This window comes from Stenotrophomonas maltophilia (assembly GCF_023518235.1).
In the GTDB taxonomy this organism is placed as follows: Bacteria; Pseudomonadota; Gammaproteobacteria; order Xanthomonadales; family Xanthomonadaceae; genus Stenotrophomonas.
Genome location: NZ_CP090423.1, coordinates 3,335,951 through 3,355,000, shown reverse-complemented (window position 1 = coordinate 3,355,000; position 19,050 = coordinate 3,335,951). Strand labels below are relative to the sequence as shown.

17 protein-coding genes (1 of these 17 running past the window's edge) are annotated in these 19,050 nt (G+C 68.8%); 7 read left to right on the top strand and 10 right to left on the bottom strand.

Translation table 11 applies throughout. The features are described from left to right. Positions 1 to 888, top strand: partial view of a benzoate/H(+) symporter BenE family transporter gene (locus LZ605_RS15700; RefSeq protein WP_249842418.1) — the 3' portion only. It extends 300 nt beyond the left edge of the window; only the last 888 of its 1,188 coding nucleotides appear in the window; its start codon lies off the left edge, out of view; its stop codon occupies positions 886 to 888. Positions 889 to 940: 52 nt separating this feature from the next. Here the strand turns inward: LZ605_RS15700 and LZ605_RS15695 are convergent, their stop codons facing one another. The 5 genes from LZ605_RS15695 to egtB form a co-directional block, all read right to left on the bottom strand. After that, positions 941 to 1,702, bottom strand: a complete 762-nt coding sequence (locus LZ605_RS15695; protein ID WP_249844930.1) for a GYF domain-containing protein — start codon at positions 1,700 to 1,702, stop codon at positions 941 to 943. Positions 1,703 to 1,728: 26 nt separating this feature from the next. Next, the gene (locus tag LZ605_RS15690; RefSeq protein ID WP_249842417.1) at positions 1,729 to 2,604 is read right to left on the bottom strand and encodes a D-hexose-6-phosphate mutarotase; all 876 of its coding nucleotides are present in this window, start codon (positions 2,602 to 2,604) and stop codon (positions 1,729 to 1,731) included. Positions 2,605 to 2,665: 61 nt separating this feature from the next. Beyond that, on the bottom strand, positions 2,666 to 3,916 hold the full coding sequence (locus LZ605_RS15685) for a lytic murein transglycosylase (protein WP_249842416.1): 1,251 nt from the start codon (positions 3,914 to 3,916) through the stop codon (positions 2,666 to 2,668). Between the two features lie 81 nt (positions 3,917 to 3,997). After that, positions 3,998 to 4,972 (bottom strand): L-histidine N(alpha)-methyltransferase, encoded by a 975-nt coding sequence (gene egtD / locus LZ605_RS15680; protein WP_249842415.1) that lies wholly within the window; start codon positions 4,970 to 4,972, stop codon positions 3,998 to 4,000. After that, the gene (egtB, locus tag LZ605_RS15675; protein ID WP_249842414.1) at positions 4,969 to 6,240 is read right to left on the bottom strand and encodes an ergothioneine biosynthesis protein EgtB; all 1,272 of its coding nucleotides are present in this window, start codon (positions 6,238 to 6,240) and stop codon (positions 4,969 to 4,971) included. The genes egtD and egtB overlap by 4 nt, the downstream gene beginning before the upstream one ends. A gap of 150 nt (positions 6,241 to 6,390) precedes the next feature. On the opposite strand from egtB, the gene LZ605_RS15670 reads away from it, so the two are divergent. Further along, the gene (locus LZ605_RS15670; protein WP_249842413.1) at positions 6,391 to 7,662 is read left to right on the top strand and encodes a GGDEF domain-containing protein; all 1,272 of its coding nucleotides are present in this window, start codon (positions 6,391 to 6,393) and stop codon (positions 7,660 to 7,662) included. Here LZ605_RS15670 and LZ605_RS15665 read toward each other — a convergent pair. Next, a complete protein-coding gene (locus LZ605_RS15665) occupies positions 7,644 to 8,036 on the bottom strand; it encodes a YchJ family protein (RefSeq protein ID WP_249842412.1) in 393 nt (130 codons plus the stop codon). The two genes, LZ605_RS15670 and LZ605_RS15665, sit on opposite strands and share 19 nt — an antisense overlap. Before the next feature lie 81 nt (positions 8,037 to 8,117). Here LZ605_RS15665 and LZ605_RS15660 point away from each other — a divergent pair, with 81 nt between their 5' ends. Continuing rightward, a complete protein-coding gene (locus tag LZ605_RS15660; protein ID WP_249842411.1) occupies positions 8,118 to 8,894 on the top strand; it encodes a sulfite exporter TauE/SafE family protein in 777 nt (258 codons plus the stop codon). 94 nt (positions 8,895 to 8,988) lie between these two features. On the opposite strand, the gene LZ605_RS15655 is transcribed toward LZ605_RS15660, so the two are convergent. From LZ605_RS15655 to folE, 4 genes are all read right to left on the bottom strand, one after another. Further along, entirely contained in the window at positions 8,989 to 12,369 is a 3,381-nt protein-coding gene (locus LZ605_RS15655) for an ATP-binding protein (RefSeq protein ID WP_249842410.1), read from the bottom strand. Between the two features lie 16 nt (positions 12,370 to 12,385). Next, positions 12,386 to 13,087 carry a DUF4194 domain-containing protein gene (locus LZ605_RS15650; RefSeq protein WP_249842409.1) on the bottom strand — a complete coding sequence of 234 codons (702 nt, stop codon included), beginning with the start codon at positions 13,085 to 13,087 and terminating at the stop codon, positions 12,386 to 12,388. Further along, positions 13,074 to 14,543 carry a DUF3375 domain-containing protein gene (locus LZ605_RS15645; RefSeq protein ID WP_249842408.1) on the bottom strand — a complete coding sequence of 490 codons (1,470 nt, stop codon included), beginning with the start codon at positions 14,541 to 14,543 and terminating at the stop codon, positions 13,074 to 13,076. Before LZ605_RS15645 ends, LZ605_RS15650 begins: the two co-directional genes overlap by 14 nt. Positions 14,544 to 14,655: 112 nt before the next feature. Further along, positions 14,656 to 15,267, bottom strand: a complete 612-nt coding sequence (gene folE, locus LZ605_RS15640) for a GTP cyclohydrolase I FolE (RefSeq protein WP_004141296.1) — start codon at positions 15,265 to 15,267, stop codon at positions 14,656 to 14,658. Between the two features lie 626 nt (positions 15,268 to 15,893). Between folE and LZ605_RS15635 the strand changes: the two genes are divergently transcribed. The 4 genes from LZ605_RS15635 to LZ605_RS15620 all read left to right on the top strand — a co-directional run bounded on the left by LZ605_RS15635 (position 15,894) and on the right by LZ605_RS15620 (position 19,047). Then, positions 15,894 to 16,349, top strand: a complete 456-nt coding sequence (locus tag LZ605_RS15635) for a MarR family winged helix-turn-helix transcriptional regulator (RefSeq protein ID WP_008265191.1) — start codon at positions 15,894 to 15,896, stop codon at positions 16,347 to 16,349. A gap of 108 nt (positions 16,350 to 16,457) precedes the next feature. Continuing rightward, a complete protein-coding gene (locus tag LZ605_RS15630) occupies positions 16,458 to 16,667 on the top strand; it encodes a DUF1656 domain-containing protein (RefSeq protein ID WP_025875651.1) in 210 nt (69 codons plus the stop codon). Further along, positions 16,664 to 17,581 (top strand): efflux RND transporter periplasmic adaptor subunit, encoded by a 918-nt coding sequence (locus tag LZ605_RS15625; RefSeq protein WP_249842407.1) that lies wholly within the window; start codon positions 16,664 to 16,666, stop codon positions 17,579 to 17,581. Before LZ605_RS15630 ends, LZ605_RS15625 begins: the two co-directional genes overlap by 4 nt. Beyond that, complete coding sequence (locus LZ605_RS15620; protein ID WP_249842406.1) at positions 17,578 to 19,047, top strand: efflux transporter outer membrane subunit; 1,470 nt, start codon at positions 17,578 to 17,580, stop codon at positions 19,045 to 19,047. Before LZ605_RS15625 ends, LZ605_RS15620 begins: the two co-directional genes overlap by 4 nt. The last annotated feature ends 3 nt before the right edge of the window (positions 19,048 to 19,050 follow it).

Genomic DNA, 19,050 nt, shown 5'->3' with positions numbered 1-19,050 from the left:
ACCGGTGCCTTCCTGCTTGCCGCCGTGCTGGGCATGCTGGCCGGGTTCTCCGGCATCTTCGCGCGGCTGATGCAACGGGTGCCGATGGCGCTGGCTGCCGGGATGCTGGCCGGGGTGCTGCTGCGCTTCGGCCTGGAGGTGTTCGTGGCAATGAACACCCAGCTGTTGCTGGCGCTGGCGATGTTCGCCACCTGGCTGGCCGGACGTCGCCTGTTCCCGCGCTATGCGGTCATCGCCACCCTGCTGGTCGGCATTGCGGTTGCGGCCAGTCGTGGCCTGCTGCACGCACAGCAGGTGCAGCTGCAACTGGCGGTACCGCAATGGGTGACCCCCTCATTGTCATGGACGGCGGTGGCCGGCATCGCCCTGCCCCTGTTCGTGGTCACCATGGCTTCGCAGAACATACCGGGCGTGGCGGTGATGCGCGCGTCCGGCTACGACGCCCCGGTGTCGCCGCTGATCGGCTGGATCGGTGTGGTCAATACACTGCTGGCGCCCTTCGGTGCCTATGCACTCAACCTGGCGGCGATCACGGCGGCGATCTGCATGGGTCGCGATGCGCATGAGGATCCGGCGCGCCGCTATATCGCCGCGATGGCCGCTGGCGCGTTCTACATTCTCATCGGCCTGTTCGGTGCCACCGTGGCCGCACTGTTCACTGCCTTTCCGAAGGAGCTGGTGGCCTGCGTGGCCGGTATCGCGTTGTTCGGCACCATCGCCAACAGCCTGGCCAGTGCGCTGGCGGTGGAGCGCGACCGCGAGGCCGCACTGGTCACCTTCCTGGTCACCGCCTCCGGCGTCTCCCTGGCCGGCATCGGCTCGGCGTTCTGGGGCCTGGTGGCCGGTGCGCTGTGCCTGCTGGTGCTGGGGGCCAGGACGACGGCCTGAACGATCAGGTCAGCCCGCGACGCCGCCGGCGCAGGTGATCACCATGCCGGCCTCAGCCGGCAAGCCCCTGCGCCACCAGTATCACCGCGACGACGACGATGGCCACCATGGCCGCGGCCGGCGCATGGGTGTCGCCGCGCGCGGCCAGCACACTGTGCAGGCGTGCCTCATCGCCTCCAGCCTGCGCCCTGGCGCGGGCGATCTCGCGCTGGCAGTGGGCCAGGTACCAGCGGTTGGCATACAGCGCAGCGGTGGTGTTCAGCCCCAGGGTGATGATCACCGACAGGCCTTCAGGCACCCCCAGCAGCATTTCGGCAATGCTGAAGAACACCAGTGTGCCGGCCCAGATGGCGGCGAGCCGGTACATCCTGCGGTACGCCATCCAGATCACGCCGATCAGGAACGCCGGCCAGTGCCAGGTGCCGCGGCCATCGGCAACCCCCTGGTCCAGCCGCCAGCGCTGACGGTAGATCGGGAAGTTGCCCCCGACCACGGCGGCATACAGGGCCATGTCACCGTCCAGCCCTCCCGCCGGTGTGGCGACGGGCGCCGTTGCGGGTGCGCGATAGGGGTCGGCGGGATCTGCGACGGCGACCGCAGTGGCAGCAGCAGGCTCCGGCGAAGGCGCGACCGGCTCGGCGGCGGCCACCGATGGATCCAGTTCGGCCAGTGGTCGCCACGACGGCATTCCCTCCCGCCACACCAGCGTACGCGCGGTCACGGTTCCGTCCTGCTGCAGGCGGCGCAGCCCGGCCAGGTCCACCGGTCCCTCGCTCTGTCTGCTGTTGGCATACCACCACTGCGCATCCTGCATGCGGCCCATCCCTGTTGAATCCATCGTCACTGTGAGGCACTGCCCAGGGTCTGCGCCATCTGGTGGCGCGCGCCCGGCGCAAGAGTAATCCGCTCCGGTCCGGCATTGGCCACTTCCAGGCACACATAGTCGCGCCAGCCATCGCCGACATCGGCCATTTTCGCTGCGGCGTCGGCGCCGGGATTCCAGACCACCAGGGTCTGGCTGCCTTCGCTGCGGATCTCGATCTGCCGCTGCAGCACCGGATCGCGCAGCAGGTAGTGGCCAGCAGCGCCGGTATAGATGCGGTCGCTACGGCCCGGGTCACGCCGGTCACGCCGGTCACGCAGCGACCATGGACCCTGCTGCTGTCGCGGCGGCGCGCCCTCCTCGTATTTGTCCAGGTACTGCAGGCCGTCAAGGCCATCGACCTCGACCCGGCTGGCGTCGCCCACCCTGAAATAGCTGTGCAGGGCCTGGGTGAAGGTCAGCGGCGAGGACCCGATGTTGTCGGTGGTCAGCTGCTGGCGCAGCTGGTGGCCGATGCGCAGCTGCATCTGCATGCGCAGGCCGGACGCACTGACATCCACAGGCGCCAGCTGCAGTTCCACCGCACCGTGATCGTCATACCGGGCCTGCAGCAGCTGCCAGCGCGCGGTTCGCACCAGGCCGTGCGCCGGTACATCATCGCCCTGGTCCTGGCGACCGAACCAGGGCCAGCACACCGGCACGCCCCCGCGGATCGGCGTCGGCAGCGCGGCGCGCGTGGGTGACAACCACAGCAGGTCCGGCTGTCCTTCCGGAATGAATGACAGCAGCTGTCCACCGAACACGCTGATGGCGGCAGTGGCGGCGGGAGTCCTTACCAACCACGCCTCAAGCCCGTGGAACAGGCCGGTGCTGATGTCCGGAGTCGATTGCATGCGCTGACGCTCTTTGGTGGCCGCGGCGATGATGTCGCGGCCAGTGTGCGAACGGCAAGACCTAACGCGCGGCGGGGGCGGTGCCGGCCGCCGCTTCCTGTTGCAGCGTCCGCAGGATGCGCTGCCCGGCACGACCGTCGGCCGTGGCCCAGCCGAGGCGCTGCTGTTCGGCCTGGATCGCACGGCGGGTGGCGGCACCGATCATGCCGTCGGCGGCACCGATATCGTGGCCACGCGCCAGCAGCAGGGTCTGCAGCTGGCGGCGCTCGTCGCGGCCGATGCCGGGATCGTCGGTCGGCCAGGCGGTGGCCAACCCACCGCCGCCGCGCAGCAGGTCGGCCAGCGTGGCGATCGCCAGTGCATAGCTTTCGGCGGCGTTGTAGCTGTAGATGGCGTCGTAGTTGCGGAACACCAGCAATGCCGGGCCGTTGCTGCCGGCGGGCAGCAGCAGAGCCGCGCGCGCGTCGGCCGGCAGATTGGGCGGCACCACTGCGCTTCCATCCAGCGCGGTCACGCCCAGTGTGCGCCAGTCCGCCAGCGCGCGGCGCTGGGTGCGACCGGCCTGGCTGGCATTGAAGCCGGCCGGCACGCGTACTTCCATGCCCCACGGCTCGCCAGTGCGCCAGCCCGCACGCTTGAGATAGTTGGCGGTGGACGCCAGCGCATCGGGAATGCTGCCGACCAGGTCACGGCGGCCATCGCCATCGCCATCGACGGCGATACGCGCATAGGTACTGGGCATGAACTGGGTGTGGCCGAAGGCGCCGGCCCAGGAGCCGGTCAAGCCCTGTGCCTGCAGGTCGCCACGGTCGATCAGCGTGAGCAGGGCCAGCAGTTCACCGCGGAAGAACGGCTGGCGGCGGCCGGCGCAGGACAGCGTGGCCAGCGACTGCAGCAGTGGGCGCTTGCCGAACACGCGCCCGTAGTCGCTTTCCACACCCCAGACCGCAACGATGGTGGCCGGGTCGACGCCGTACTGGGCCGACACGCGTTGCAGCAGATCGCGATGCTGTTGCAGCAGGGCGCGCCCGTCGTCCACGCGCTGGCGGTCAACCAGTGCTGCCAGGTAATCCCAGATCGGCGTGGTGAATTCCGGCTGCGCGTCCAGCAGGCCGAGCACGCTGGGGTCCGGCGTGAGGCCGGCGGTGATCTCAGCGAAGCGCTCGGCGCTGATGCCGCGGCTGCCGGCGGTCGTCTGCAGGCCAGCCATGCAGCGGACAAACGCCGGATCGCCGGCGGTGGTCGCTGCTGCCGGCGCTTGTGGTGCCGTTGCCAGAGCGGCCGCCAGGCCGAGCGTGGTCAGGGTGGGCATGGCGTCCTCCGTGTTGCCGTTGCAGGGCCATCTTAGGCCGAGCGCCGCCCCTGAACCTGAAGCGGCGCCGGCTGCCGGCCGCTAGGTGACGCGCAGCAGCCGCAGGCCGTAGGCCGGGCTGTCGGCATCCCAACGCTGCACGACCTTCAGGCCGGCCTGCAGCAGCAGCGCATCGAAGCTGTCATCGGTGTACTTGTGGCTGTACTCCACGCGGATTGGTTCGTCGGCGGCGAAATGGAAAGTTCGGCCACCGAGATGGACATCCTGCGCCCAGCGGCTCACCAGGTCGGTCTCGATGCGCAGCCGCGCGGTGCTGTAACGGGCGCGATGGCGGAAGCCCTCGAGGTCGAAATCGCTGCCGATCTCGCGGTTGAGCCGGGCCAGCAGGTTGAGGGTGAACGCGGCGGTGACGCCCTGCGCATCGTTGTAGGCCGCTTCGATCAGCGCCGGGTCCTTGTGCAGATCGATGCCAACCAGGGCCAGGCCATCAGCGCCCATGGTGTGGCGCATCGCGCGCAGCAGGGCAACCGCATCCTCTTCGGCGAAGTTGCCCAGTGTGGAACCGGGGAAGAACAGCAGCCGGCGTGCAGGCCGGCGCTCTGGTGTGGGCACGGCGACAGGCCGGGTGAAGTCGGCGCATACCGGCAGCATCTCGACCTCGGGCAGCGCCGGCGCCAGATGGTCGATGCTGGACAACAGCGCCGCCCGCGAGATCTCGATGGGGGTGTAGGCCACCGGGTCCTGCAACGCGGCCAGCAGCAGCGCGGTCTTGCGGCCACTGCCGCTGCCCAGTTCCACCACGTGCAGGCGCGGACCCACGGCGCGTACGATGTCCGGCAGGACACGATCAAGCAAGGCCAGTTCGGTGCGTGTGGGGTAGTACTCGCGGGTCTGGGTGATCTGCTCGAACAGGCGCGAGCCGCGCGCATCGTAGAAGTACTTGGAGGGCAGCTGGCGCGAGGCCCGCGACAAGCCTGCCACCGCATCGGCCAGGATCTGCTGGCGGCCCGGGGTCAGGTCGGTGAGCGCCTGCAGGGCGTCGTGCACTGTACTCATGTCGGATCCCGGGCCAGGCGCAGGCCGGAGAACTGCCAACGCGCCGGCGGCATGAAGAAGTTGCGGTAGCTGGCACGTACGTGGCCGCCGGGGGTTGCGCAGCTGCCACCGCGCAGTACCCACTGCCCGCACATGAACTTGCCGTTGTATTCACCGAGATTGCCGGCGAACGGACGGAAACCCGGGTAGGCGCCGTAGGCGCTGTGGGTCCATTCCCAGACATCGCCGAACAGCTGGCGCAGGCCGTGGCCCTGCGCGGCCTGCGGATGCAGGTGATCGTCATCGGCGAAATGACCACTCACCGGCCGTGATGTGGCGGCCGCCTCCCATTCGAATTCACTGGGCAGGCGCGCACCGGCCCAGCGGGCACAGGCATCGGCCTCGTAGTAGCTGAGATGGCAGACCGGTGCATGCGGATCCAGTTCGCGCCAGCCGCCCAGGGTGTATTCGCGCTGCAGGGTGTCGTCCCAGTACAGCGGATGCTGCCAGTCTTCGGTTTCGCGCAGTGCCCAACCCTCGCTGAGCCACCAGCGCGGTTCGCGGTAGCCACCGGCCTCGATGAAGTCGAGGTATTCGGCATTGCTGAGCGGGCGCTCGGCCAGCGCGTGGGCGGGCAGCAGCACGCGATGCTGCGGTGACTCGTTGTCGTAGGCGAAGGCGACGTGACGAGGCCAGGCGTCAGCGCCGACGGTGACGATGCGCTCGGGCGATTCGACCCAACCCTGTGCGCTGGCGATGCTGCTGGCCGGTAGCAGATCCTCGCGATACGGCGGCTGCAACGGATTGCACCAGAACGCATGCTTGATGTCGGTCAGCAGCAGTTCCTGGTGCTGCTGCTCGTGCTGGAGGCCGAGCTGCAGGTGCTGCAGTGCCTGCGGATCAAGATCGCCGTTGGCCAGCCGTGCCTGCACATGTGCATCGACCTGCTGGCGATAGTCGTAGACCTGCTGCAGCGAGGGGCGCGATAACAGGCCCCGCTGCGGCCGTGCGTGTGCCGGACCGATGCTCTTGTAGTAGCTGTTGAAGAGGTAATCCCAGGCAGGGTCATGCGCAGCTGCAGCCGGGAAGCCGGCCAGCACGAAGCGTTCGAAGAACCAGGTGGTGTGGGCCAGGTGCCATTTGCTGGGGCTGGCGTCGGCCATGCTCTGCAGCATGGCGTCCTCGGCGCTGAGGGGCGCCGCCAGCTGCACGCTGCGGTTACGCACACGGGCGAACTGACGGGCGAGATCGCGCTGCGGGGCAGCGACGGCGACGGGTACGCTGTCCATGGCCGCAGGATCGGCGCCCGCGGGTGAGTGCGATGTCATGGTCTGGCGTCACCGCGTTCACATGGATGACCGGCTCGCATTCAAGAAGCGTGCGTCAACGCCGCTAACGGCAGTGCTGCGGCCGCGTTGTCACCGCACTGGACTTCCTGCGTGCCCCTGCATCCGCTCCGCCAGCCTGCGCATTACCTGTTCGTGCTGCCCGCCGTGCTGGTCGTGCTGGTGCTGTGGATGGCGCTGGGCATCGAGGACGTGGCCAGCCCGGCGCAGCGCATCCTGCCCTGGCTGCTGGCCTGTCTCGGTGCAGGTCTGGCCCTGCTCTACCACCAGATGCGCACGCTGTGCCTGCTGCTGGTGGTGGCGCTGGTGTTCGCTCTGCTGCACCAGGATGTCGGCGGCTACCTGCGCCGTGGTCATGTCGACCCGTTGACCCCTCTGCGCTTCCACGCCGTCTCAGCATGGGTGCCGCTGCTGTTCGGCGGGCTGGCACTATGGCCCGAACGCGGACGCCGTCGTCACGATCTGCTGCTGCGCGGCGTGGTGTGGGGTGTGGCGCTGATGATCTTCCTGCTGCTTGCGGTGCAGCAGCCACGCGGGATGCACGATCTTCTGTCTGACCGTCACTGGGCCTGGATCCCGGCCAGCTGGAACGCGCTGGCGCAGCTGCCGGCCCTGCTGTTCCTGCTGGCCACCGCCGCGCTGGCCTGGCACGCATGGCGATACCCGCGACCATTGCACACGGCCATGCTGCTGGCCCTGCTGTGCCTGTGGTGGATGCTGCCGCGGGTGTTCCTGCAGCCGGTGCTGCTGCCCGCGCTGAGCAGTGCCGCGTTGCTGCTGATGCTGGGCGCGATGCTGCAGGAATTCTTCCACATGGCCTTCCGCGACGAGCTGACCGGCCTGCCCGGGCGGCGCGCGTTCAACCAGACCCTGCAGCGGGCGCGCGGCACCTTCAGCATCGCGATGGTGGACGTGGACCATTTCAAATCATTCAACGATACCCATGGCCACGATACCGGTGACGATGTACTGCGCCTGGTGGCCTCGCGGTTGGCGCGGGTGGGCGACGGCGGCCAGGCGTTCCGCTACGGGGGCGAAGAGTTTGCGGTAGTGTTCCTGGACCGCCCGGCGGCGGCCTGCGTGGATGCAGTGGAGGCCTTGCGGCAGCGTATCGAAGACACCCGAATGCAGCTGCGTGACCGCAGTACGCGCAGCCGTGACGACGAGGCCGGGCGCCAGCAGCGCGGACGCGGTGGCAGCGGCCAGGTGGTGCAGGTGACGGTGAGCATCGGGCTGGCCGACAGCCGCACCGACCCGCGTCCGTTGGCGGTGGTCAAGGCCGCCGACCAGGCGCTGTATGCGGCCAAGGGCGCCGGCCGCAACCAGGTGCACGCGTCGGCGGACGCTCAGACCGCGTCGAGGTAGTACCAGCGGCCGTCGATCTGCCGGAAGCGGCTGTGCTCGGTCATCTTCACCGCGCTGCCGCCGCCGACCCGATAGCGGGCGGTGAAGCGCACCTCGGCACTGTCGGCACCGGTAACCGTATGTTCGTGCACGGTCAGGCCCAGCCACTGCGTGCGCTGGCCGAGCGCATCCTGCAGCGACAACTCGGCAGGCCGGGTGTCCGGGTGCCAGGTCTGGCGCAGGTAGTCGGCCAGGCCGCGCACGTAGGCGCTGTAGCGCGAGCGCATCAGCCGCTCGGCATCGGGTGCGGCCGCGCCGGCATGGAAGCGGCCGCAGCAGGCGGCATAGTCGGCGGGCAGGCCACAGGGGCAGGGATCGGCAGGCGTTCGGCTCATGCCGGCATTGTCGCGCGGGACGCGGCCAGCATCCATCACCGATAGGCGTATGCTGTCGCGCCCCCACCTTGATTGATCGCCGTGCTGGAACTGGTTCCCCCTGAGTTGTGGTGGCTGGTGGTGATCGCGTTCATCGCCGGCCTGGTCGATGCCGCCGTCGGTGGCGGTGGGCTGGTGCAGCTGCCGGGCCTGTTCACGGTGCTGCCGCAGCAGACGCCGGCGATGCTGTTCGGCACCAACAAGTTCAGCTCGATGTTCGGCACCGGTGCGGCGGCGTGGCGCTATGCGCGCAACGTGCGTTTCCCGTGGAAGCCGGTGCTGTTCGCGGCGGGTACGGCCTTCGTGTTTTCCTTCGCCGGCGCCACGGCGGTGAGCCTGCTGCCCAAGGACGCGGTGCGCCCGCTGGTGCTGGTGCTGCTGATCGCGATGCTGGCCTACACGCTGTGGAAGAAGGATTTCGGCGCGCTGCACCGGCCCCAGCAGATCGGCCGCCGCGAGCTGGCCATCGCGCTGGCCATCGGTGCGGCGATCGGCTTCTACGATGGCTTCTTCGGGCCGGGTACGGGCAGTTTCCTGATCTTCCTGTTCGTGCGCTTCTTCGGGCTGGATTTCCTCCGCGCCTCAGCCGCGTCGAAGGTGGTGAACCTGGCCACCAACATGGCAGCGATCTCGTTCTTCGTGCCGACCGGCAACATCCTGTGGCTGTTCGCGCTGCCGATGGCGGCGGCCAACATCATCGGTTCGGTGGTGGGCACGCGGTTGGCACTGAAGGGCGGCACGCCCTTCATCCGCAAGCTGTTCGTGGGCCTGGTGGTGGTGCTGATCGCGCGGATGGCGTGGGATACGTTGCGCGGTTGATGAGGGGTGTTGCCGGCCAGCGGCCGGCACGGGTCATGAACCCACCCCGCGGTAGTGCCGGCCGCTGGCCGGCATTCCCGTTCAACCGGCCGGGTCAGGCCTCGGCTTCTTCCGGTTCGCTGGCCTGCTGGCGGCTGCGCTCGGGCAGCTTCAGGCGCTTGCCTTCTTCGTCGTACTCGATCAGCAGCACGCCGGAGTCGTGACGGCCGCTGATCTCGACGAAGCAGGCGCCGCCGATGAACGGTTCCAGCGTCATCACCGACTTCAGCGGGGTGGCGACCACCATCTGGAAGCCGAAGTTGTCGAAGATGTTCATCGCCAGCGCGGTGAACTCGTTATCGGCCTTGTCGAACGCTTCGTCGAGCACCACCGCGGCGTAGCTGGGCAGCTGGCTGTCGGCACCGCCGAGCTGGTAGCGCAGCGCGGCGGCCAGGCAGGTGGTGGCCAGCTTCTGGCGCTGGCCACCGGACTTGCCGGCGCCGCTGCGGTAGATCTCGACCTGCTGGCGCGTTTCCGCGTCCAGCTCGACGCCGATGAACTCCACGTGCATGCGCACGTCCAGCACCAGTTCACGCCAGCGCTTGTCCTCGCCTTCCTGCGAGCCGAGGCGGTTGACCAGCTGGCGCAGCACGGTGAACTGCGATTCGGCCAGCTCGCGCTGTTCAGTCTGCTGCTGTGACAGCACCTCGCGCAGCTGCTGCTGGAACTCGCCGACTTCCGGCAGGCGACGGTCGCTCAGCTCGATGGTCAGCAGCGTGCCACGGTTGAACGGCACCTGTTCCAGGCTGGCGTTCACTTCGTCCAGGCGCTGGCCGATCGACTTGCGGGCCTCGGCACTGTGGCGCTGCAGCGCCAGCAGGTTGTTCTTGCTCTGGTTCTGCAGCAGATCGAAGAAGCGCTCTTCGTGCTGCGGCAGGCCGTCGCGTTCCAGGCGCTCGAGGCGGGCCAGGAAGTCCTCGGCCGAGGCCACCGACACGGTGAAGTCGCCCGATTCCTCCGGCCATTGCTGGATGAAGCGACGGAAGCAACCGACCAGCTGGTTCTCGATGCGGTTCAGGTCCTGCTGCGAGGATGACAGCTGCTCGTTCAGTGCATTGCTGACCTGGCGCATGTGCGCCTCCAGCGTTTCCAGGCTGAGCGGGCCCTGCTCCTGCAGGCGCTCGGCCAGGCCGGCTTCCTGCTCCTGGGCCAGGGTCGGCAGCACCAGCGCACGGCTCTGCTGGCGCGCGCGGTCGAGCCGATCGCGTTCCTTGACCAGCTGGCCACGCTCGACGCGGACGTCTTCATAGGTGCGGCGCGACTGCTCGATATCGGCGCGCACCGCGTCGATCTGCTTGGCCAGCTTGGCCAGGTCGGCGTTGCCTTCGCGCAGATCGCGCAGGGTCGCTTCGATATCGCTCAGGCGCTGCTGCGGGGCGGCGATGTCGATCTCGTTCCAGTTGATGCTGACCAGCTCGTGGCAGGCCAGGCGACGTTCGTTGTCGCGGTCACGCTGGCCACGCAGGCGCGCGATGTCGGTCTCGCAGCCGGCGATGCGCTTGGCCAGTTCCTGCGCTTCGCGCTCGAAGGCGCCGACCTTGTCGTGGTTGTTGAAGCCGAGGATCCAGCGACGGCGGTCACCCACGGCACTGCGGTCGTCCTTCTCGAAGCGGTCACCGGGATGCTTGACCTGGCCTTCGCGGGTGATGCCGCGGTCGACGTTGCGCAGCTGCTTGGCATCCACGCACTCGTAGTCGAAGCGCTTGCCGAGTTCACGGCGCAGCCAGCCTTCGAACACGTGGTCGCGCAGCTCCAGCTTGTGCAGCAGCGACTTGGCCGACGGCTCGCGGGCGAACGCTTCATCGTTGCGGCGTACGCGGTAATAAGTGAAGCGCATGCCCAGGTGAGTACGATTCACCCACTCGGCCACCTCGTTGTAGTGCTTGTCATCGACCAGCAGCGACAGCGCAAAGCCACCCAGCACACGTTCGATGGCGCCCTGCCAGCCCTGTTCTTCCGAGCGGACCTGGATCAGCTCGCCGACGAACGGCAACGCCGCTTCGGCGATGCCGGTTTCCTCGGCCAGGCGCGCGCGCAGCTTCTGCATCGGCGCAGGAATGTTGGACGGCGTGCGCTGCATCGCCTCCAGCTCAAGGCGCACTTCACCGAAGCGGCGCTCGTCATCGCGCTTGCCGCCCAGCCGGTCGCTGATGGCATCGTCCAGTGCCGCCGAGGCGCGCTGGCGGTCCTGCAGTTCGTTCTGCGCGCGCTCGACCAGCTCGGCGAAGCCGTGGGCATCGTCGGGCAGCTCGGCCTGCAGCTGCTGTGCGGCCTCGCGAGCCTGTTCGCGCTTGGCCTGGCGGCGGTCGCGCTCGGCCTCGGCGCGGCCCTGCTCGCGCTCCAGTTCCTCGATGCGCTCTCCGCCCTGCTGGCGACGCTGCAGTTCCAGTTCGGCCAGGCGTTCGGTGTGGTTGTCGAGTGCGGCACGGCGCTGGGCTTCTTCGCCGAGCAGGCCGCGGTCGCGCACGTCCATCTCGCGCAGGCGCGCTTCAATCAGCGCCTGGCGACGGCTTTCGCGGAAGCTGTCGACGCCGAGCTTCAGCGCTTCGTCGTCGCCGCGCTGGCGATGCATGCTCTTCAGGTCGTTGTAGTAGGCGCGTGCCGGCAGCAGGGTCTCCACCTGGCGGCGCGCGGTGACCACGGCCTGGTGCGCGCCATCGAGCTCGGCGAAGTCGCTGACCAGGCGCTCGGCGGCGTCAAAGGTCTTCGGCGTGTCGAGCATGAAGTCGCGCAGGAAGACGTTGAGGTCGCCCAGGTTCTTGGCCGACTGCGTTTTGTGCAGCAGGCGAAGCGCCATCTCGTTGTCGATGCCGAGCAGGTCGCGGAAGCGCTCGGCGTAACCGGAGAAGGTGTCGAAGTGGTGCAGGTCGGCCAGCTTCTGCTTGAGCTTGCGCAGGTCCAGGTCGAAGCCGCCGAGGTCCTTGGCGATGTCGAACGGACGCTCGGCGATCATGTAGTGCTTGCGCACGTCACCGGCCGAGGTGCCGTTGCCGGAGATCCACAGCAGGCGCACCAGGCTGACCACGCGGCCATCGCCAGCGCGGTACTCCAGCACCAGTGCGGTCCAGGTGGCACCCTTGCGCAGGTACTGGGTGGCGATCTCGCCGGTGCCGCTGTCCTGCTGGTCGGCCCAGGCGCCACGCACATAGGACACCAGGTTTCGGTCGCGGCCACTGCGCTCGGCTTCACGCGCGGCGGCGTTGAAATCGACGATGGCCGGCGGCGTCAGCAGCGCGGACATGGCATCGAGCAGGGTCGACTTGCCCGAGCCGGAACGGCCGACAAACAGGAAACCGCGCTCGGCGATCGGCACTTCGGTCAGGCCGTTGAAGGTGCCCCAGTTGTGCACCTGCAGGCGGCGCATGCGGAACTGCTGCAGGCGCGGGTCCGGCAGGCCTTCGTTGAACAGGGCGGGAGTGTGCTTGGAGATAGCCATGCGATGGTCGGGTCTCTCAGGCCTCGGCGGCCGGGGTTTCGCGCAGCTGGCGGTAGACCGCCGAAAGCTGGGACACGTCTTCGGCGGAGAACAGCAGCTTCAGCGCCGGCGAGACTTCGTGGCGGTCTTCCTGGCCGCTGAGGCGGGTCAGGATGTGGTTGTCCTTCATCTTCTGCACGGCCGAGGCGACGCGGCGGTTGAAGCCGGCGCGGTCGGTGGACAGGTTCTTTTCGTAGATGGCCAGCGCTTCGGCCATCTCCGCGTCGGCGACCACCGCGCGGTTGCCGCGCGCATCGGCCTCGGCCAGCTGCTGGCGCAGGAACAGCAGCAGCACCGAGTCGATGAAGGTCAGCGGCGAGGTGCGCAGCAGCACCGGCGCATCGACGTCTTCGGTATCCGCCTGGCGGGTGAAGGCCACGCCACTGTCACGGTCGAGCACCAGTTCCAGGAACAGGTCGGCCAGTGCCGAACGGATCGCCGCTTCACTGCGGATCAACGCCGGCCACAGCTTGGCGTGGCGCAGCTGGTCGATGCTGGGGCCGATCAGCAGCTGGCACAGCGCGCGGCGCGCATCCAGCGGCAGCCGCCCGGTATCGCCGAGGTAGTACACGTCGTTGCCACGGCGGGGCTGCGCCATGGTCGCCACCGGCTCGGCCTCGTAGGCGTCTTCCGCCACGTCGGCCTGCGATGCGTCGATGGGATCTTCATGCCAGCTCATGGCGTCTCTCCTGGGTAAACCAAACCAGCGGGATGCGGGCGCGACGGATCTGGCCGTCGCCACCACGCCATTGCGCAAGCTCCTGCTCGCCGGCCACTACGTTGCCGAAGCGCGTGCCCAGCGACAGGTAGCCGATGACACTGCCGAGCCCCTGCGGCGCTTCGCGCTGCGACAGGGCCTGGGCAATGCTGAGCCGCGGCTGTGCATCGAGCAGGTCGTGCAGGTCGCGGCGCAGGGTGCGGAAGTCGATTTCGGACGAGGCCACCAGATCGCCGACGCTTTCCAGGCTGATCGCGGCCGCGTCGTTGTACTCGACGTTGCCATCGACCTGGGCACTGCGCGGATCGTGCAGCTTCCACTGCGACCACGAACGCAGGCGGCTGGTGGTCAGCTGCAGGTCGCGACCGATGCCGCGTTGTGCGGGGAACTCGTCACGCAGCGCCAGCGCTTCGGACTGTGCCTGCTTCAGCAGCTGGTTGAGGCGGCGCTGTTCCAGGTAGCCACGGCTCTGCACGAAGCCGCGCAGGCTGCGCGCGAAGTTCTGCAGCACGTCGTGCACCTGGCCACCGCGCTCGAGCATGGTGCTGGTGAACCCACGCAGGAAGTTGCGCTCGTTGCGGTCCAGGCGGCGGGCAAAGCCACGCGCCAGCACCGCTTCCAGTGCAGCATCCAGCTGCGCGCTCTGCTCGGCGTCGTTGAGCAGCCGCCAGAACGCCTGGAAGCTGCGGCCAGCGTCGCTTTCACCGATCACGTCCACGCCTTCGAACAGCTGCGACAGCACGTCGCCGCGTTCGCCTTCGTCGTCGATGATGCGTTCGCGGAAATCGCGGTTGAGCTGCTCGAAGTCGTCACGCACGCGGCGGAAGTCTTCGGTCAGTTCGTCGGCCAGGCCGATGATCTGGCGCGCACGTTCCAGCGCGCGCTTGCCATCCAGCGCGATCACGCGGCCGGCGCCGACGCGGGCGATCTCGGCGTCGATGCGGTCACGCTCATCGCGCAGCGCCGACAGGCGTGCGTCCGGATCGGATTCGGTCTGCGCGGCCAGCTGCGAGAGCTGTTCGATGACCAGCGCCAAGCGGCTTTCGGTGGCGGCTACGCGGGCCTGCTCGAGGCCATCGGCGAAGCGGATCGCCTGCAGTGCGGCGGTGGACAGCTCGTACTGCTCCTGGTCGGCACCTTCGGGCAGGCGTCGTTCCAGCCAGCCCTGGGCCAGCCAGTGCGCGATATAGGCCTGCGCGGTACGCGGCAGCTCGCGCGACAGTTCATCGCCGTTGAGCTGGTCCAGTGCGCGTTGCAGGCGCTCGTTGAGCACCGACGACGGCAGCGTGCGCTCGCCGTCCATCAGCAGCCCTTGCAGCAGGCCGATGATTTCCGGGGCGTGGTCGGCGGCGAGCAGCTTCCACTGGGGCTGCTCGCGCAGATGGCGGTAACGGGAGATGCGTTCGCGATGCTTCATGCAGCGAAAGAGGTCTGTAGGGCTGACAGGGACGCGCCGTGACGCACGGCTGCCGCGCGGGCAGCCGTGGGCATGCCGGCCACACCGGGCCGGCGGGGTGCGGGCACGCGGCTCAGCGCTTGCCGCCCACTTCGATGAAGCGCAGGAACTCGGCGCGGGTGCGCGCGTCGTCGCGGAAGCTGCCCAGCATCTTGGAGGTGACCATGCTGACGCCGCGCTTGTGGATGCCGCGGGTGGTCATGCATTCATGGGCGCCTTCGACGACCACGCCGACGCCGATCGGCTGCAGCACATCCTGGATGCACTGGGCGATCTGCGCGGTCATCTTCTCCTGCACCTGGAAGCGGCGCGCATAGGCTTCGACGACGCGGGCCAGCTTGCTGATGCCCACCACCTTGCCGGCCGGCAGGTAGCCGACGTGCACGCGGCCGATGATCGGCGCCATGTGGTGTTCGCAGTGGCTTTCGTACTCGATGTCACGCAGGACGATCAGTTCGTCATAGCCGGCCACTTCCTCGAAGGTCCGCTCCATGTAGGCGCGCGGGTCGTCGCGGTAACCGCTGAACCAGTCGCCGTAGGCTTCGGCGACACGGCGGGGGGTATCCAGCAGGCCTTCGCGGGACGGGTCCTCACCGGCCCAGCGCAGCAGGGTGCGCACCGCATCCTCGGCCTGGTCCTGGGTCACGTCGCCCTGCGGGGCGGCCTTTTCGTTGTTCTTGCTCATTGCGTACAGCGTCCCGAACGGGGGGCGAGCATCGTACCCGACCGGGGGGTGGGTCGTCCTGTGGGGACGGTTCATCGGGGGGTCGTTGCTGGCGCGTCGTTGCTATCGGTTTGGAGGAGGAGAGGGGGCTGCGCAGGACACGCCGTGAACCCGTCCCTGGGGGCTCGATGGCGCCATCCATGGCGCCAACGGTCCTGCGCAGCCCCCTCTCCCCCTCCCTGACGGTTTCCTGCGGGCGCGGCCGGACCGCTCGAAAGCGGGCTCAAAAGCTGGGGTTCATGGCTGCGGCGAGCGCACCGGTAGCGCCGGGACATGCCCGGCGAGCCAAGCGGTGCGACCAGGAGCCGCCGGGCATGGCCCGGCGCTACCGCTCTTGCCTTTAGAGAGCCAACCCACCGCGCTCGCACGGTGATGGGCGGGCCGCGGGGGTCGGGCGGTGCAGGACCGTCCGCGGCATGGATGCCGCGGCCGAGCCTACAGGGACGTACTTGCGGCGTGTCCTGCACCGTCCGGCCCCCGCTGCCCCACCCGACAGCAGGCAGGCGCAACGCCTTCCTCAACACACACAGCCCATTCAGCAAAAACTATTGATAGGAATGAAATTAGTAGTATCCTATCTATATCTTATGGACCGACCCCTCGACGAGCGCACCGTGCTGCAGATGCAGCTCAGCTCCGGCCTGCTGTACGCAGGGCGGCAGTGGCAGCGCCTGGCCGACAGCCGGCTCGGCAGCTACGGCATCTCCACCGCCTGCACCATGCCGCTGCTGATGATCGGCCGCTCCGGCGGTGGCATCCGGCAGGTGGCGCTGGCCCAGCAGCTGGGCATGGAGGGGCCTTCCCTGGTGCGCCTGCTGGACAAACTGTGCGCCAGCGACCTGGTCCGCCGCGAAAGCGATGCCAGCGACCGCCGCGCCAACCTGTTGTGGCTGACCGACGCCGGCCAGGCGCTGGTCAGCGAGCTGGAAGACCAGTTGATCGGCCTGCGCCAGGACGTCTTCGGCGAACTGTCCATGGATGAACTGCACGCCGTGCTGAAGGCATGGCGCCTGCTGGCCGAGGCCGCCGACCGCATCACGTAAGCGCACTGCCCCCGAACACCGCCGCTGCCGTGCACACGCCAGCGGCTTTTGCCCGTTGCTGTTGTTTCGTTGTCCCTCCCCTCCCCCACCTCGTCCCCGCCCCTACCGATGCCCGGTGAATTCAGTCTCCACGGAGTGTTCGTCCCGACCCTGCTCGGGTTGATGGTGTTGGCCTATCTGGTCAACAGCGGCCTGCACGCGCTGCTGCAGCGTGCCGGCGCCTACCGCCATGTATGGCACCCGGCGCTGTTCAACCTGGCGCTGTACGGGATCGTGCTTGGCCTGCTGTTCCACCTCCTGCGTTGGATGCAATCGTGAACAAGATCGTGAAGAAAGCCCTTCCCGTACTGCTGACCAGCGCAGCGGTGATCGTCGCCCTGCTGGTGCTGCGCCAGCTGTGGGTCTATTACATGGATGAGCCGTGGACCCGCGACGCCCACGTTGGCGCCGATGTGGTGCAGGTGGCGCCGGACGTGTCCGGGCTGGTGGAAACGGTGGACGTGGCCGACAACCAGGCGGTGAAGAAGGGCGACCTGCTGTTCGTCGTCGACCGCGCCCGCTACCGCATCGCGCTGGAGCAGGCGCGGGCCAGCCTGGCCGAGCGCCAGGCCTCGGTGGCGCAGCTGCGCCGCGAGATCGGCCGCGACCGCAGCCTGCAGGATCTGGTGGCTGCCGAAGACGCCGAAGTGCGCCGCGCCAAGCTGCAGGCCGCACAGGCGGCGCTGGCTACCGCACAGGCCGCGGTCGATCTGGCCGAGCTCAATCTTGGCCGCACCGAAGTGCGCGCGCCGGCCGATGGCCGGGTCAGCGATCGCACGATGCGCGTGGGCGACTACGTGGTGGCCGGCAAGCCGGTGCTGGCACTGCTGGATACTGGTTCGTTCCGCATCGATGGCTACTTCGAGGAAACCCGCCTGCGCGGCGTGGCGCCGGGGCAGCGCGTGGACATCCGCCTGATGGGTGAATCGGCACCGCTGCACGGCCATGTCCAGAGCATCGCCGCCGGCATCGAGGACCGCTATCGCAGCAACGGCAGCACCCTGCTGCCGAACGTGACTCCGGCCTTCGACTGGGTGCGGCTGGCGCAACGCATTCCGGTGCGCATTGCCATCGATGAAGTGCCCAAGGGCGTGGAGCTGATCGCTGGCCGTACCGCCACCGTGACCGTCGAAACCAACAGCGCCAAGCACGCAGACAAGGCCGGCACCACGCCGACACAGGCGGGCCTGTGAACGCCGCCCTGCCCCGCCTGGGCCTGATCGTCGCGCTGGCCAGCCTGGCCGCCTGCAGGACCGTCGGCCCCGACTATGCCTTGCCGGAAGGCTCGGCATTCAAGCGCCCCGAAGCCAATGCCGCCTTCATCGATACGCAGAACCCGCAGGTCGCCGCCAACCAGGCGCTGCCCGACCGCTGGTGGTCGCTGTACAACGACCCCGTGCTGGACGGGCTGATCACCCAGGCGCTGCGTGACAACGTGGAACTGAAGGCCGCCGATGCGCACCTGCGCCGCGCCGCGGCCGTGTACGAGCAGGCGCTGGACGCCGGTGGCTTCGAGTACGAGGCCGAGGCCGGCGTCAGCCGTGCACAGCTGTCGGCCGAGTCGTTCCTGCAGGAGCACGAGCTGCCGGTGATCAACCTGGCCGACGGCAAGTTCGCGGTCAGCTACCAGTTCGACCTGTTCGGCAAGCTCAAGCGCGGCGCCGAAGCGGCGCGTGCCGACGAGCAGTCGGTGGCGGCGGCACGCGATCTGGCCCAGGTCAGCGTGGTCGCCCAGGTGGCCGACAGCTACCTGGAAATCTGCCACGCCAACCACGAACTGCACGTGGCCGAGCATTCGCTGCAACTGCAGCAGCGCAGCCGCACGGTTACCGAACGCCTGATTGCAGCCGGTCGCGGCACGCCGCCGGAACTGGCCCGCGCCAATGCGCAGGTGGCGCTGCTGGAGGCCGCGCTGCCGCCGCTGCGCGCGCAGCGTTCGGCGGCGGCCTATTCGCTGGCCGCGCTGCTCGGCCAGACCCCGGGCCAGCTGCCGGCCGGCGTGATCGACTGTGCACGCGCCCCCGGGCTGGTGCAGCCGCTACCGGTCGGTGATGGCCGCGCCCTGCTGCAGCGCCGCCCGGACGTGCGCCAGGCCGAACGCAAGCTGGCCTCGGCCACCGCGCGCATTGGCGTGGCCACCGCCGAGCTGTATCCGGACATCCGCCTCGGTGCCTCGGTCGGTGCCGCCGGCCTGCTGGAAGACTTCGGCACGCCGATGACCCAGCAGTGGTCGATCGGCCCGCTGATCTCGTGGACGCTGCCGTCGTCGGGCACGCACGCGCGCATCCACGCTGCCGAAGCCGGCGCCGATGCCGCGCTGGCCGAGTTCGATCACACCGTGCTGCAGGCGCTGCGCGAGACCCAGACCGCGCTGGACCGCTATGCGCAGGATCTGCGCCGCCTGCAGTCGCTGCGCATTGCGCAGGAGCAGGCCGCGCTGGCCGCCGAGCAGAACCGCCGGCTGTACCAGGGCGGCCGCACGCCCTACCTGTCCAGCCTGGATGCCGACCGCAGCCTGGCCACCAGCGACGCCACCCTGGCCGCTGCCGAAGCACAGGTCTCGCGCGACCAGATCCATCTGTTCCTGGTGCTGGGCGGCGGCTGGCAGGCAACGGTCGCCCCGTCGGCGCCGGCCACCGCACAGGCCCCGGCGAAGTAAGCC